We start from the raw sequence: 14,556 nt of genomic DNA on the forward strand, positions 1-14,556 counted from the left end.
TTCAGCGCTCCATGAACTCCGCGGCCGGGGCGACCTGGATGGCGTCCGGACGCACCGGCAGCTTCTGCTGGATGATGGTTTCATCCAGCTTGAGCAGCTCCGGCGGCTTGGGTGACGCGTAGGTGATGGGCGAGGGCGCGCCGGACTTCAGCTTCTGCGCCAGCCCCTGTGCGTCCTCCGTGACGAACACGAACGCCAGCTTCTCCGACTGGAGCTGCCGGCGCACGGCGGCCTGCACGGACTCCGGCGTCATCTGCGTCAGCGCGTCGCGGTAGGCATCCAGGAAGTTCGGCGTGCCGTAGTAGAGCGAGTCGATGGCGTAGCCCAGCCGGCGCTGGTCGGTCTGCTCCCACAGGCGCGAGTAGCCCTGGAGGAAGCCGCGCACCAGGTTGAAGCGCTCCGGGCTGAGCGGCTCCTTCGACATCCGCTCCAGGAAGTACACCGCGCCGCGCGTGGCGAACACGCCGTTGGCGGGCACCACGGGGCGCAGCCAGAGGGAGATGTCCTGCTGCGTGCGCACCAGGTTGGTGCGGTTGAACGTGCCGTTACCCCGGTCCTCGATGAAGTGCTCGACGTAGGCGTAGTCGCCGTAGTTGAGGCCGCGCTGTTCGCGCAGCTCGTTGAAGAGCACGCCGATGAACTGGCGGTGCTCCCCCAGGTTCGACAGCGCGAACGCCACCGGGAAGAAGTCCGGGTCGCCCCGGCGCAGCGGCGTGACGAAGCCCATGCTCACGGCGGTGGAGAGCGTGGGCTTCTGGAGGATGAGCGTGCGCCCCGCGGACGACTTCACGGTGGGCAGCTCCACCCGGGGCGCTCCCGTGGCGGGCAGCGCGGAGAGGCGCGTGGTGACGGTCTGCTGGATGTTCGCGTCCACCGGGCCCGCCAGCCCGATGACCAGCCGGTCCTGCGTGAAGACGCGGCGCGCGTGCGCCTTCACGTCCTCCAGCGTGAGGGACTGGAGCCCCTGCACGGTGCCGCCGGTGTAGTGGGCGTACGGGTGCCCCGCGTAGAGCAGCGCGTCCAGGCCCACCTTGCCGAGCGTCTCGTCGTCCTCGCTGCGCAGGCCGTTGCGTACGGCGTTGAGCGCGTTGGCGCGCAGGCGCTCGAACTCCGCGGGGTCGAAGCGCGGCTGAATCAGCGTGTCCGTGAAGAGCAGCAGGAACGCGGGCAGGAAGTCCTGGTGGACGCGGCCGGAGAGGGTGGTCATCTCCTTGTCGGTGACGACCTTGAGCTCGGCGGCCATGGGGTAGAGCGCTTCCAGCAGCTGCGCGGCGGTGAGCCTCTGCGTGCCGCCCTCCGCCATCAGCTTCGCGGTGAGGGCGGTGAGTCCCTCCTTGCCCTTCGGGTCGTCGATGGAGCCCGTGTGGAAGACGAGCCGCACGCTGACGATCGGCGTGTCCGGCCGGGCCTGCACGACCAACTGCATCGGCTGCGGCTGCTTCAGCGGCACCGCGGGCACGCCGCCCGGCTCGGGCGGCACGGGCTCCCCGGGCGGGTTCTGTGGCGGGGGTTCCGGATGGGGCTTGTGGGCGCAGCCGGCCAGGGACAGCGCGGCGGCCAGGACGAGCGACACGGTAGCGCGGGTCTTCATCACGGCGTCCCTCCGGCGGCGGTGGCCTTGGGGGTGAGGGTGAGGACGGTGAGGTTGGTGTCCTCGAGGTACTTCCTCGCGAACAGGGTGATCTGCTGGGGCGTCACGCTGCCCAGCATCTTCAGGTAGCTGGCGAGCGCGTCGGGGCGGCCCATCACGCCCGCGTAGAGGGCCAGGTCGATGGCCACGTCGCGCGGCGTCTCCAGGTCCATCAAGAGGCCGTAGCGCAGGTGGTCCTGGATGGCCTTCAAGCGCGCGCCATCCACTGGGGCGCCGGCCACGGCCTTCACCTCGCGGCGCAGCACGGCGTCCACGGCGGCGCGGTGCTGCTCGTCCTGGAGGGTGGCGTCGATGGGGAAGAGGTACGGGTCGCGGTGGGGCGTGTTGTAGACGTTCAGCGACTCCACGTACTGCTTCTCCAGCACCAGCTCCTTGTACGCGGGGCTGGTGTCGCCCACGAGGTACTCGGCGAGGATGGACTGGATGGCGGCGTCGGCCGTGTCCGCGCGGGCGGCGGGCGTGTGCCACGCGAGCACGTGGCGGGGCTGGGTGGGCTGCGGCCAGTCCACGTGGACGGAGCGGGCCTTCGTCTGCGGGGGCTCGGTGGGGATGGTGACGTTGGTGGGCTGGCGCGTCCAGCCGCCGTAGGCCTGGGTCACCTGGGAGACCACCTGCGCGTCGTTGAAGTCACCGACGATGAAGAGCGTGGTGTTGGCGGGCGTGTACCAGCGCTCGAAGAACGAGCGGCTGTACGCGTACGCCTTGGGCATGGCCTGGATGTCCTCGTAGAAGCCCAGCGTGGTGTGCTGGTACGTGTGGCGCGTGAAGGCCGTCTTCGCCAGGGACTCCTCCAGCTTGAGGTCCGGGCCGGCGGCGTTCTTGTGGTACTCGCCCAGGACCGCGAGCGCCTCCGTCTGGAAGGCGGGCTCGGAGTACTCCAGGTTCTGGAAGCGGTCCGCCTCCAGCGCGATGAGCTTCTCCAGGCCGGCGGTGGGGCCGTACACCTGGTACACGGTGATGTCGTCGGTGGTGAACGCGTTGTCGTCGAAGCCGTAGCCGCCGAGGATGCGCTCGCGCTGGCCCTCCGGGTTCGCCTTCGTGCCCTTGAACATCATGTGTTCGAAGAAGTGGGCGAAGCCGGTGCGGCCGGGCTCCACCTCGTTGCGCGAACCCACGCGCACGGCGGTGACGTACGCGACGATGCCGGGCGAGTTGAACGGCACGCGCACCACGGTGAGCCCGTTGGGCAGGCGCGTCGTGTTCAGCGTGTAGGGGAAGAAGCGGGAGGCGTCTGGAGGCGGCTCGGCGGACGCCGGAAGCACCGGCATCAGGAGCAGCAGCAGGAGGGGCAACAGGCGGCGCATGCGCGGACCCTTTCGGTGCCGGGAAAGCGCGGGACGTTACGCCGGAGGTAGGCCGGGTGGGGGAGGCTTTCTGAAAGCGCGTGTCACCTGCGCACCAGAGCCGCGCCTCACACGGTGATGACGATCTTCCCGAAGTGGCCGCCGGACTCCATGTGGCGCAGGGCCTCGCGGGCCTGGGTGAAGGGGAAGACGCGGTCGATGACGGGCCGGGTCTTCTCCTGCGTCATGGCCTTGAGCATGTCCTCGAACATCTCGCGGCTGCCCACGTAGGTGCTGACGACGCGCAGGTGCCGGGTGCTGGTGGTGCGGATGTCCGGCTTGCCGGGAGCGCCGGTGAGCAGGCCGATGAGCGCGATGTGGCCGCCCTCCTTCGTGGCCTCGACGGAGCGGGGCAGCGTGCCCGCGCCGCCCACCTCCAGCACATGGTCCACGCCCTGGCCGCCGGTGAGGGTGAGCACGGCCTTCTCCCAGTCCGGCGTCTGGCGGTAGTTGATGAGCCCGTCCGCGCCCAGCTGCTTCGCGCGTTGGAGCTTGGCGTCCTGGCTGGAGGTGATGAGGACGCGGGCGCCGAGGAGGCGGGCGAACTGGAGGGCGAAGATGGACACGCCGCCGGTGCCCTGCGCGAGCACGGTCTGCCCGGCCTTGAGGCCGCCCTGGGGGACGAGCGCGTTCCAGGCGGTGACGGCGGCACAAGGGAGGGTGGCCCCCTCCTCGTAGGAGAGCCAGTCGGGGAGGACGACGAGCCCTTCGGCGTCCAGGCAGACGTACTCCGACAGGACGCCGGGGATGCCGCCGCCGAGCGCGTGGGCGACCTTCTCCGGGGTGCGTTCACCGTCGGTCCAGACCTGGAAGAAGGTGGGGGACACGCGGTCGCCGACCTTCACGCGGGTGACGCCGTGGCCCACGGCGACGACCTGTCCGGCGCCGTCGGAGCAGGGGATGAGCGGGAGCTTCAGGCCCGGGTAGGTGCCGCGGGCGATGATGAGGTCGCGGTAGTTGAGGGAGACGGCGTGGATGCGGACGAGCGCCTGGCCGGGGCCCGGTTGGGGCTGGGGCGTCTCCACGAGGTTCCAGCTGGAGGAGCCGGTGGTGTGCTGGAGCTCGTACGCCTGCATGGGTGTGACTCCGGAAGGAGGGGCTGCCCGTGGGGCAGGCAGGGAGGGGGATGTTGCCGGAGCGACCTCCGTGCATTCAGGAGGATTGACGGGGGGCGTTCAGCGGTTAATGTAGGTCGAGTGCGGAGCAGCGGTGGCCGCATGACGTACATCGAACCGGGGGCGACCTGGCTTCGACGGGGGCAATGACGTTCGAGACGCGTGCCGAGCTTGTTGGGTGCTCGTAAAACCGCCGACAACAACACAAAAGCCAACGACAACGTTGAGCTCGCGCTGGCTGCCTAACTAGCAGTCTCTAGTGCGCGGTCCCCCTGCTCTCGGTCCGTGGGGTGGGGATGGGCCGTCATAATGCGGACTGGCTGCCAAGGGTGCCTGGGCCCGAGGCGGCGAGATCTTTCCAGGACCGGCATCGGGAATCCCGTCCGTGGGAGTCCAGGTGACGTAGCAAATCGCGGACTACGCACGTAGGGTCAAAGAGCCGACGGCTTTCGGACGAGGGTTCGATTCCCTCCGCCTCCACATAGAAGTTGCCGTATCCATTGAGTGTTTCTCCTGACGTAACACCGACGTAACAGCGACCGCGCTCCCCGAGGGCAGCAGCCCCTCGGGGAGGGTGAGCTTGAGCATCGCGACCTGCTCGCACAGCACGTGCCAGGGCGGCGTGGTGTAGGCATCCACGATGTCGCCTTCGGGCCCGTGGGTGACCCAGCGGAGCAGCTCCTTCCGCGCTCCATCCCCAATTGCCAGGGAGATGAACGTCCGACGGGCATCGTGCTGCCGGCGGCGGCGCAGGCCCAACAGTTCGAGGTCCTCCAAGAGGCGCTTGTAGCTGGAGGACGAGCTGAGCAGCCCGCCATCCACGGACGGGACGATGAAGTCCTCGGGTTCCGGCGGGCGGCCGTACTGCCGTGCCCACCCCTCCGCGTGCCAGGCCGCTAGGAGTTGCGCCAGGGCAGGGTGGACGGGCACCTCGCGCACCACGCCCGTCTTCGTCGCCGCCTTCAGCACCTTCCGCTTCGAGGCATAGCTGGTGTCCACGACGAGCTTGCCCAGCGGGGTGGTGCCGGGCAGGTAGTCGCGCCACCGCCGCGGGCTGATTTCGTTGACCCGCAGGCCGCCCAGGTTCTCCAGCGCGTAGAGGACGCGGTGCCGCTCCGGGAGGCGCTGGTCAGTGACAAGCATCAGCACTTCTTCGCGCGTGAACACCGCTTCTCGACGCCACGTCGGGTCTCGGTCCAGCTTCTTCGGCAGTTCCCCGCGGCGCTGCTTCAGAACGCACGGCGTCGCCGCGATGAGCTCCTCCGTGAGTGCGTCGCTGAACATCACCCGCAGCGCACCGTAGATGTGCAGGATGGTGCGAGGGGCGAGCTTCCTCTTGCCCTGCACAGTCTTTTTGGCCTCCAGCGCTCGGACGAGCTGAAGGACATGCCTGGGCCGCACCTCACTCAGGAGCATGTCGCCGATGAGTGGGAGCGCGTGCTGCAGGCGGTCTTCGTCGGAGTCTGAGGAGGCAACCCCCCTCGCCCGTCGCTCGTTCAGCCAGCGCTCGGCGTACCGCCGGACGGTGATGGGACCCAAGCCCGCACCCGCGAGTCCGCTCTCCTTCTCCGCGCGCACCTTCCGTTCAATGGTCGCCAGCAGCTTGCGCGCCACCGTTTCGTCCTTGCTCTTGGAGGACTTGTACCTGCGAACACCTGTGGCGTCGTAGAACCAGACCCACCAGAAAGGGGAGTCGGCGCGCTGGTAGATCTCCCCGCTCATCAGCCGGCCCGCCCGAGCGCCTTGTCCGCCAGCCGTTCAATATCGACGTCGGACGTCGCCTCTCCAGGCTCCCGTGCCATCACCTCCAAGAGTTGTCGCCGACTGACCCTCACGTTGCGGCCCTCGCCGTACCGCTTCAGTGTCCCGTCGCGGAGCCATCGACGAATGCTGGTGACGCCGTAGCTCACGAGCGCGGCGGCCTGGGTAACGGTGAGGAGGTCTCCTGTTGTCCCGGGGGCAGCGCTCAACTCCTCGCGGAGCACCCTCCGGATGATGCTCTCCAGCTGTACTTCGGTCATCGAACTCCCCCGCTCGGACGATACTGAACAAGATGATAGGTCGAGAAGATGAGCAACGACCCTAGAGGTCGAAGCCTCGTCCGCAGCTGTTCGCAGGCATTGGCGTGCTCCCAGCCACGCGCGCGTTGAGCAACTCCCGCGCCAGCGGCGTGCAGAAGGGCACTGATGTCAGGTCGTCTCATGAAGAGACATGCGTCTCGCTCGCGAGACGGCACGGATGCCGAGACGCTGGGGCTGGCGTTGGCGTTGGGATGGTCGTCGTGCCCTGCGTGACCCATGCGAACCCCACCCAGAAACAAAGAGGTGCTCCGCCGACGGACCTAAGAAACGCCGACGGAGCACCGGAGGGCGGGTGTCCCGACATCACTCGGGTGCACCGGCCTTTTCTGGTAGCCGGCCGCACGAAGGCGGAGGCCAAGCTCGATTTGGGAGGCGATCCACCGCTTAGGTCACTGCTTCAGCGGACCGCTGGAACTACGCAATACCTCAAAAGGGGTAACACCAGTCAGGCAGCCGCGCAAGTGGGCATCTCGCGGAAGACGGGCGCACTACATGCCGGCGGGGCGGTAGCACTTGCCCTTGTGCTCATACTGCTTGTCGCCGCACGGAGCTTGTCGGTCGGTGGCAACCCAACACGCCCCGTTGATCAGTCGCTCGCTGGCATCGGGGTCGCAGTCTTTCGTCTTCTGGCCCTTGAGTGGGCGCTTTGGGACCTCAATCGACATTTCGGGCGCATCAGGCGTCGAGGCCGCGAGAACGAGGCCAATGGGCACGTGCGGTGGTCGCGCCGGCGTCGGCCCCGAGGCTCCGCTCGGCATCATGATGGAGCCCAGGATGGCGGCGCCCGCGAGGACGACGGATACGTAGCCGCTCGTCAGCGTGTTGCTCCAGGTCCGTGCGAGCACCCGCCGGGCTCTCCTCCAGTGCCTGCGCGAGCGCAGGATGGGACCGCGGGGCCGAGCTGGGGCGCGAAGGTGCGCCATGGTGGCGGCCAGTTCGCTGCGCGTGCAGGTGGACTGCACCATCGCCTTGGCGAGGCTCAAGGCGCCCTCCGCGACGCGCGCCACGTCCGCGTCGGATGCGTCCTCCGACACGTTGGCCAGCCGGACACGGACGCGCGAGGGCGCATCCTCCGTAGCTGCTCGCGCGGAGACGACCATGTCCACGTCCACGTCCGGGTGGAAGTCCGGGTTCCGTCCCGTGGCATGGAGGTCGAGCGACGGGGCGCCCGTCTTCGCGTCGCGCACCTGGTATAGGCGGCCCAGCAGGATGCGCCGGTAACGGCGGATGATGATGTCGAGCGGTCGCTCATGGCTTCCCGCGCGCGAGGCCTTCGTGTTGCTGCCCCCACTGCGCAAGGACACCGACACCGGGCCCCGCCAGATATTCTCCGCCTGCCGCATATGCCGCCTCGCGCGTGGTCGCCTGATGTCGTGGTGGTCGGATCCTCTCCGAGGGACCGAACACGCCAAAATGTATCCCATACGGGATTCAGGTCAAGAGGCTTGGGTTGCGAGTGGGATTCAGATGGGGATACAAATGGCGCCCGCATACGGAGGTGCCGATGCTGTTCGAGCCCGAAGAAGAGAAGTTCGACGACCAGTTCAGCATGCGCGCCCCTGCCTCTCTTGGTGAGCGCGCGAAGGCCATGAAGGAAGCGGAGCGGCTGCGCTCCGTTAACAGCGCCCGCGTCAAGGCGATGCTCCTAGGCTTCAGCGTGTACGACTGCCTCTCGAAGCATTCCGACACTGTGCGTTCGCTGGCGGCCAGCGAACGGCTCGGGCCCGACGAGGTTGCGGTCCGGCTGCTGGAGGAAGCCCTCGCGGCCCGGGAGAAGAAGCGGCGGTAGATCCGGCGTCGCCCCTTCCTCTGCGGAGGAGGGCTGATGCGTCACCGCCGACCCAGGAAGCCGTCACCCGAGCTGCAGCGTCACCGGCAGGTCCGCGCGGACTACCTGCGCGACCTCGCCCGGATCCAGGGCAAGGCCGACCCGAGCCCTCCGCCGCCGCGCGAGCTACCCCCCGAGGAGCTCTGCCCCACCTGCGGCGGCCCGACCTTCGTCATGAGCTACGGCCGGGTGTGCAGCCTGGGACTGCATGACGGCTGAACGCTTGTCAGGTGCCAAAGAGGACAGGGGCCGTGCTACGGCTGGGCACTCTTCGCCTGGAGGGGGCATGTCCCGCGTTGTGGTAGTCGTTGCTGTACTGGCTGTCGGTTGCTGCGTGATGTCGTGTCGGCCGAGCGAACGCTCCAAGTACCTCAAGCGCACCGATGTCTCGTTTGAGGAGCTGCAGGCCGTCAGGCTGCGGCGTGTCGAGGTTGGCATGCCACAGGATGCAGTTCGCGCTTCGTGGGGGAAGCCCTGTGAGTCCAAAACCGAGACAACCGCCGAAGGACAGAAGGCTCGATGGATGTATTGCTCGAAGTGCCCACGTCGCGTCCGCGAGTTCCTAACCGAGGGCAACCAACCCGTTCAGTGCGCGGGCGAGAAGCTGGTGACCTTCCGCGATGGGCGAGTGACTGAAATTCGGGAGTAATCCTCACGCCTCCTGGCGGAACCTCACGCCGTCGAGGTTGAACTCTGACGTGCTGCCGGAGATGGGCGTCACGGCGCCGTCGGAGGTGACGCGCACGCGGCCGAAGAGGGTGCCGCAGTCCACCAGCAGGTGCTGCTCATTGAGGGGGCGGTAGCCGACCGGCAGCACGAAGGCCGCGCTCCCCATGGTGCCGGACCGCATCGCGCCTCCCAGGACGACGTCCCCGGCGATGTTCTTGTAGAAGTTCGGGTTTCGCGGAGCGCCGACACCTACCCAGCCAGAGGCGGCAATCATTACCGCTTGCTGATAGTCCGGTGGGCGAGGCTGGAACGTCACTCGCGCCGAGTCCACGTGGCAGGTGTACGCCTGCGCGGTGCTCTTGCCGACGAAGAGCTGCGCATACCGGGCAGTGCCTGGCGCCGTCATCGTGACGCCGCGGCCCAGCTCCTGCCACGAGCTGCCGTTGAGCTGGAGCTCGTCCACGACCACGGCCCCGGCGAACCCGAACGTATCGGTCAGCCAGCGGATGAGCAGGATGCCTTTGAACGTGGGGTTTGAAATCGACTCGCTCCCCCCTCGCACCATCGCACTGGCGGCAATCAGGTCCCCGGGGCGGATGGCAAACACCTGCGACGCCAGCAGCGTCGCCGCCAGCGTGGGCGCGAGCCAGACGGAGCGGACACCGGAGTAGATGGCGGAGCCTCCAGCTCCATCGAATGCGTCCACGTTCCACACGCCACCCGAGACACCCCAGCCATCCGGCGGCGAGTCGGGGTTGCTGAGCGCCTCGAAGTCCGCGTTGAGCGGCAGGATGGCGTACGTCACGGTGGGCAGGAGCATGGACGGCGCGACGTACCTGGGCGCCAGCGTTACCTCCGAGCTGGTCGGGCCCGCGTTGCCCTTCACATCGCGAGGGATGACGCGTGCGTAATACGCACGGCCCGCCACCAGGTCAGCCACCTCGAAGCGCGTGGCACGGCTGTTCGCCCGGTACGTGGCCGCCGACGGCGTGAAGCTGGGCGAGCTGCTGATGTGCAGCTCGTAGGAGTCCCAGGGCGTGCCGTCCGCCGCGGGGGTCCACGCGAGGCTGAAGCCGTTGACGGTGTTCGTCACCGTCAACCCGCTCGGCGCCGCCGGCCCCGTGAAGGGAGCGGACGGCGCGACGCCAGGACGCGCGTCGCGCTCCATCCACTCCGCGCGGCTCGTGCTGGGGCGCCCTTGGAGATGGAGCGTCGTCCGTGCCTCGCCGTTGGTCGCGCACTCGAAGTCAGCGGAGACGATGCCCAGGCGCTGGGCCGCGTCGAAGTGCACGCCATCCGGCAGCACCTGCACCAGGTCCGCCTCCTGGAGGTACCAGTGAATGCCCGGCAGCGTCGGCGACATGCTGAGCGCCGACTCGGACAAGTCCGCGATGGCCGCGTCCGCCAGACGCTGCGCCTCCGCCTGGGTGTCGATGAGCGAGGACGCGCCCTCCGCCACCTGCATCCACCGGCGTCCGTAGAGCGCGACGCTGGTGGCGCTGGTCGCCGTCACCGTCTTGCGCTTCTTCGTGCCGGTGGCGTCCTTGTCGGCCTTGTCGGAGTAGACGACCTCCACCACGTTGCGGATGTGCTCCAGGTTGCGCTTCAGCTCGCCCAGCTCCAGCACGTTGTCCGGGCCGAAGGTGGCCACGGGCGTGTCCGTCAGCCGGTCCGGCGACCAGAGGGTGAGCGCGAAAGCGCCCGCGTCCTCGCGCCAGCGCATGCGCACGTCCCAGCCAATCTGCCCCGCCAAGAAGCGCACCGCATCCAGGAGCGGCTCCCGCTTCTGGATGTAGGGCCCGCGCACGCTGCTCGGGTTCACGGGCGTGTAGAGCCCGTAGCTGCTCATGCCGTTGTCGTTGAGGATGGACTGGATGACGGACTGGACGGGCGTGCCGGCGGTGCTGCCGTACTGGCGCTCCACCTCCGCCCAGGTGTCCTGTAGCAGCCCGCCGAGGTCGCGCCCGGTGACGCGCAGTTCGTCCCCGCCCGCGTCCACCTCGTCGATGCGGCCGCGCCACACCTCGCGCCAGCTGCCGCTGGGCACGTGCGCGCGGCGCGTGTCCAACGGCACCGTCGCCACCTCGATGCGGAGATACGCACCCTCGCGAATCAGCGGCTGGAAGGTGCCGCCCGCCGTGTTGTGAGCGCTGCCCACGACCAGCGGTGAGAGGCTGAGGCGCTTCCCGTCGGGCCCGTTGCGGACGACGGTGACGGTGGCATCGGACACCGGCGCCTCGATGCTGTACGACCAGCTCGCGCCCAGCAGGTAGTCCCCGGCCAGGAGCGTGGAGAGGTCCGTCCACGTGGCGCCGCGCTGCACGAGCACGCGCAGGTGCGAGGCGAAGCCTGCGGGACAGGAGATGGCGGCGGCGTCAGCCGCGGAGAGGGAGCGCATGTCAGATGTCTTCCGGTTGCTGCATCAACTCGAAATCCATGTACTGGCCCTGCACCCGCGCGCCGTCCTCGTCGTACTCCACCGCCTGCGCGTCACCCGCCTGGCCCAGCACGCGGCAGGGCCCGGGCAGTCCGGTGCCCGCCGCGGTGTGGTACGGCAACGGGCCGAAGGGCGCCGTCGCGGTGGCCCACTGGGGCACCCACGCGGCCGGCACCGTGTAAGGCAAATAGATGAGGTCGCTCACAGCGACGTCGGCTGCGGCGCTCACGGTCAGCACGCCTTCGCCAATCGAGACGAAGAGCCCCACCTCGCCCTCCATGTCATCGACGATGCCCAGCTCGCTGCCGTTGATGTGGAGGACGTCGGGCTGGAAGCGCGCGACAACGTGACTCCATGGACCAGAAACACCGGCGCGAACCCAGAAGCCGACGGTGCAGTCCGGGCGGGCGCCTACCACCCACGCCACTTCCTCGCCGGGGTTCAGAAACATTGCGCCATAGCCCCAGCGTCCTGCGATGGCGGTGCCCGCCTGTGGCACGCCGTTGAGGCTGGAAGCCACCAGCCCCTTGCTAGAGGTGAAGGCGTTGACGGTCGCCGCCGCGAAGTCCCAGCTGTGCCCGTCGCCGTCGATGAGGCGGCGCAGCGCCTGCGCTTCGGTCATCGGCATGAGTGGCGTGCCGGCGGACCAGGTGTAGACGCGCGCCCGGGCACCGCTCTGCGCCCAGCCGCGGAACGTCCGCACACGCGGGCCCAGCAGAGTGGGCTTCTGCGTGAGTCCCTTGGCGGCTGAGCACCGCACCTCGATGCCGCTGAGGGTGAGATAGGCCATGCCCCATGAGAAGGGGCGGGCCAGGCGCTACGTGTACCGGGAAGAGACGGGGGCCGTCGTCCCGTAGAGACGGATGCCGAAGCGCCGCTGAATGTCCTCGGCGCGCTTCTGGGCCTCCTCCATGGCCTCTTCGATGTCGAAGCCAGTGATGTTGAAGATGAAGCCGAGCGGCGAAGCGCGCGACGTCTCCGGCGCCGTCACCGTGTCCCCACCCGAGGGCGACGGCGGAGGCGTGGACGGCGCCGGCGCGGCGCCCCCGGTGGACGTGTTCGGCCCGTCCTGCTCGTCCTGCGAGTCGAAGCGCCGGAGGGCCACCTTCCACAAGTCAGGCACGTTGGTGAGCGCCTCGTTCACGTCCTCAAGGGCATCGCGGTTTTTCAACACTTCGGCCGTCTCCTTCGCCTTGGCCATGGCCGCGTCCCACGTCAGGCCCTCCAGTTCCTGGATGCTCCGAGCCAGGGACTCCGTGTCCACCTTCGCGGACTCCATCGAATTGGCCCACCCCTTGAGGAAGCCCAGCGGATGCGCGCCCAGGATGCTGATGTCGCCCAGCTTCCTGAACACCCACTGCACCGCGCTGACGATGCCGTTCCACGCGGAGCCCAGGCCCTTGATGACGTAGAGGATGGCGATGGCCACGTAGCGCAACACCTGGAATAGGCCCTTGAGGACGTTGTCGAGGAGCCACGCCGTCGCCTTGCCCACTGCTTGAAACGCGGGCGCGAGCATCCTCAGCACCATGCCCACCAGGACGATGATGGGAGCGATGGACTCCATCGCCTCGCCCATCGCCTCCATCGTCGGCTGCACGACCTCCACGACCACGGACACCAGGTAGCCGACCGCGCCCATGACGGTGTCGAGGCCGGTGGCGGCGGCGCCGAAGAGGTCCTTCAACATCTTGATGATGCCGTTGAGGACATCGATGGCCTCGGCCATTTCGTCGGATCCCATCACCAGCTCTCCGATGGCAGCCAGGAGCGCGCCCCACCATCCGCCGGCCTCGAACCCCTTCTTCGCGGAGTCGATGATGCCGCTGATTTCCCCGAGGCGTCCGAGGAATCCGTAGAGCAGGTCCGCCTTCGCAGCAGCTGCAGCGGCGGCGGCTTCCTCGGCGGCCTTGCGAATGGACTCAGCGAGGGCCTTGGCGTTGTCCTCCATCAGCTTGGCGTAGGCTGCCATGGCCGGAGAGCCCAACCCGCCGCGCAGGCGCTCCGCGAAATGCTCTGTTCCCTTGTGCCCTGCGGCAGACACCTCAATCCCATTATCGTCCGCTGCGCGCAGCTTTGCTTTGGCGTCCCCGTCGAAGAGCGAGTCGAGCAGGGACTTCAGCTCGCTCATCTTGCCCGTCCACTCCTCCACCGTCTTCGAGTTGAGGACCGCCGCGACCAGGTCCTTGATGCCAGAGGTGGCGTGCTCCAGCCCGAAGCCCACCGTGTCCTTTACGGCTCCCGCAGCCTCCTTCGCCCCGTCGGCAGCCTTCGTCGCCAGGAGCACGGCCCCCTTGTTCAACTCCGACGTCGCCTTGTCGAGACCCTCGGTGGCGGCAGACTTGACGGCGCCCAACGCGGCCTTGATGTCCTCCTTGAGCTTCTTCCCCGTGAGGTCCTCCATCGGCCGCAGCGCGCCCGCGATGCCGTGCATCTTGGCTGCCTCGGCAATGGGACGGAGGATGCGGGCGGTACCTCGCACCAGGAAGGCGACGAAGTCGAGAGAGCGGTCCACCATGGCCTCGACAGTTCCAGCCACTGCGCTGAAGGCGAGGCGGAAGATGTTCGCTAGCCTCGTGCCCAGGTCGCTCAGGCCAGCCATCATCTCGGAGACGGACTGGGCCATCGAGCTCCAGGCCTCCTTGGCCAGGTACTTGATGTCCCCCCATGACTTGTAGACGCTTCCGACGAGCAGAGCGATGCCCGCAAGCGCGGCGACGACGGCCAGGATGGGGATGGCGGCAGCCGCGAAGCTGACGGCCATCCGCCCAACGCTGCCGAGGAGGGACGGGACGGACGTTGTGAAGTCCGCCACTGCGGAGCCCAGCCCTCCGACGCCGGACTTCATGCCGGCCAGCGCCTTGCCGATGTCCACCTGCGCCAGCGCTTGGAGGGACTGAAGGGCCTTGCCCGCGCCCACGCCCAGATGGGTGAAGACGGGCAGGACGGACTTGCTCATCTCCAGGAAGATGCCGAACCCCTTGAAGAGGCCCTCCATGGTCCCCGCCAGCTTGCCCACGGCGCCGATGCCGAGGCCCATCCCGGCCACCCACGCGGCCATGCTGGCCACTCCTCGCTTCGTTTCGGGCGAGAGGGATTGGAGCTTCGCCACCACCTGCTCGATGACGTGGGCGACCTTCTTCACCAGGGGCGCGAAGAGGTCCCCGAGTTCGGCGGCGAGCGTGATGAGCAGCGCCTTGATGTGCTCGGTCTGCTCTTTCATCGCCGCATTGGATTCGGCGGCGGCCGCAACGGCGGCGGCGATGCCCGCGGCGACGACGGCACCGATGTTCCCGATGGGCTCGGTCGCCTCCTTCACCTGCTTGGTGACCTTCTCCGCGTGCTTCACGAGCTTGCCCAGCGACGCCACGGCCTCGCCGATGGTCGCGGTGACGGCGACGTAGAGGTCTCCAACCTTCAGGGCCACGGCAT

At 68.3% G+C, this 14,556-nt stretch carries 11 protein-coding genes and 1 other RNA gene; 4 read left to right on the plus strand and 8 right to left on the minus strand.

The features are described 5' to 3' along the window. Position 1: 1 nt before the first annotated feature. The 3 genes from D7X32_RS13335 to D7X32_RS13345 all read right to left on the minus strand — a co-directional run bounded on the left by D7X32_RS13335 (position 2) and on the right by D7X32_RS13345 (position 4,070). Positions 2-1,591 carry a M16 family metallopeptidase gene (locus tag D7X32_RS13335; protein ID WP_120602917.1) on the minus strand — a complete coding sequence of 530 codons (1,590 nt, stop codon included), beginning with the start codon at positions 1,589-1,591 and terminating at the stop codon, positions 2-4. Then, positions 1,591-2,955, minus strand: coding sequence for a M16 family metallopeptidase (locus tag D7X32_RS13340; protein WP_120602918.1), 1,365 nt, complete (start codon positions 2,953-2,955; stop codon positions 1,591-1,593). Before D7X32_RS13340 ends, D7X32_RS13335 begins: the two co-directional genes overlap by 1 nt. A 107-nt stretch (positions 2,956-3,062) precedes the next feature. Continuing rightward, positions 3,063-4,070 (minus strand): zinc-dependent alcohol dehydrogenase family protein, encoded by a 1,008-nt coding sequence (locus D7X32_RS13345; RefSeq protein WP_120602919.1) that lies wholly within the window; start codon positions 4,068-4,070, stop codon positions 3,063-3,065. 158 nt (positions 4,071-4,228) lie between these two features. On the opposite strand from D7X32_RS13345, the gene ssrA reads away from it, so the two are divergent. Together ssrA and D7X32_RS13355 are read left to right on the plus strand one after the other, a co-directional pair. After that, positions 4,229-4,592, plus strand: a transfer-messenger RNA (tmRNA) gene (ssrA, locus tag D7X32_RS13350). 435 nt (positions 4,593-5,027) lie between these two features. Beyond that, complete coding sequence (locus D7X32_RS13355; protein WP_147450134.1) at positions 5,028-5,576, plus strand: hypothetical protein; 549 nt, start codon at positions 5,028-5,030, stop codon at positions 5,574-5,576. A 254-nt stretch (positions 5,577-5,830) separates the two neighbouring features. Here D7X32_RS13355 and D7X32_RS13360 read toward each other — a convergent pair whose 3' ends face one another. Together D7X32_RS13360 and D7X32_RS13365 are read right to left on the minus strand one after the other, a co-directional pair. Next, positions 5,831-6,130, minus strand: coding sequence for a helix-turn-helix domain-containing protein (locus tag D7X32_RS13360; protein WP_120602921.1), 300 nt, complete (start codon positions 6,128-6,130; stop codon positions 5,831-5,833). A 548-nt stretch (positions 6,131-6,678) separates the two neighbouring features. Continuing rightward, positions 6,679-7,500 (minus strand): hypothetical protein, encoded by an 822-nt coding sequence (locus D7X32_RS13365; RefSeq protein WP_147450135.1) that lies wholly within the window; start codon positions 7,498-7,500, stop codon positions 6,679-6,681. 194 nt (positions 7,501-7,694) lie between these two features. Here D7X32_RS13365 and D7X32_RS13370 point away from each other — a divergent pair, with 194 nt between their 5' ends. Together D7X32_RS13370 and D7X32_RS13375 are read left to right on the plus strand one after the other, a co-directional pair. Continuing rightward, on the plus strand, positions 7,695-7,979 hold the full coding sequence (locus D7X32_RS13370; RefSeq protein ID WP_120602923.1) for a hypothetical protein: 285 nt from the start codon (positions 7,695-7,697) through the stop codon (positions 7,977-7,979). Between the two features lie 36 nt (positions 7,980-8,015). Further along, positions 8,016-8,237, plus strand: a complete 222-nt coding sequence (locus tag D7X32_RS13375; protein ID WP_120602924.1) for a hypothetical protein — start codon at positions 8,016-8,018, stop codon at positions 8,235-8,237. 433 nt (positions 8,238-8,670) lie between these two features. Here D7X32_RS13375 and D7X32_RS13380 read toward each other — a convergent pair whose 3' ends face one another. From D7X32_RS13380 to D7X32_RS13390, 3 genes are read right to left on the minus strand one after another with little or no spacing between them, the layout of a single operon-like run. Continuing rightward, positions 8,671-11,085, minus strand: coding sequence for a fibronectin type III domain-containing protein (locus tag D7X32_RS13380; protein ID WP_120602925.1), 2,415 nt, complete (start codon positions 11,083-11,085; stop codon positions 8,671-8,673). A 1-nt stretch (position 11,086) separates the two neighbouring features. After that, positions 11,087-11,914, minus strand: a complete 828-nt coding sequence (locus D7X32_RS13385; protein ID WP_120602926.1) for a hypothetical protein — start codon at positions 11,912-11,914, stop codon at positions 11,087-11,089. A 27-nt stretch (positions 11,915-11,941) separates the two neighbouring features. Further along, entirely contained in the window at positions 11,942-14,551 is a 2,610-nt protein-coding gene (locus tag D7X32_RS13390) for a phage tail tape measure protein (RefSeq protein WP_120602927.1), read from the minus strand. Positions 14,552-14,556: the final 5 nt, after the last annotated feature.

Origin of the sequence: Corallococcus carmarthensis, assembly GCF_003611695.1 — a bacterium.
In the GTDB taxonomy this organism is placed as follows: domain Bacteria; phylum Myxococcota; class Myxococcia; order Myxococcales; family Myxococcaceae; genus Corallococcus; species Corallococcus carmarthensis.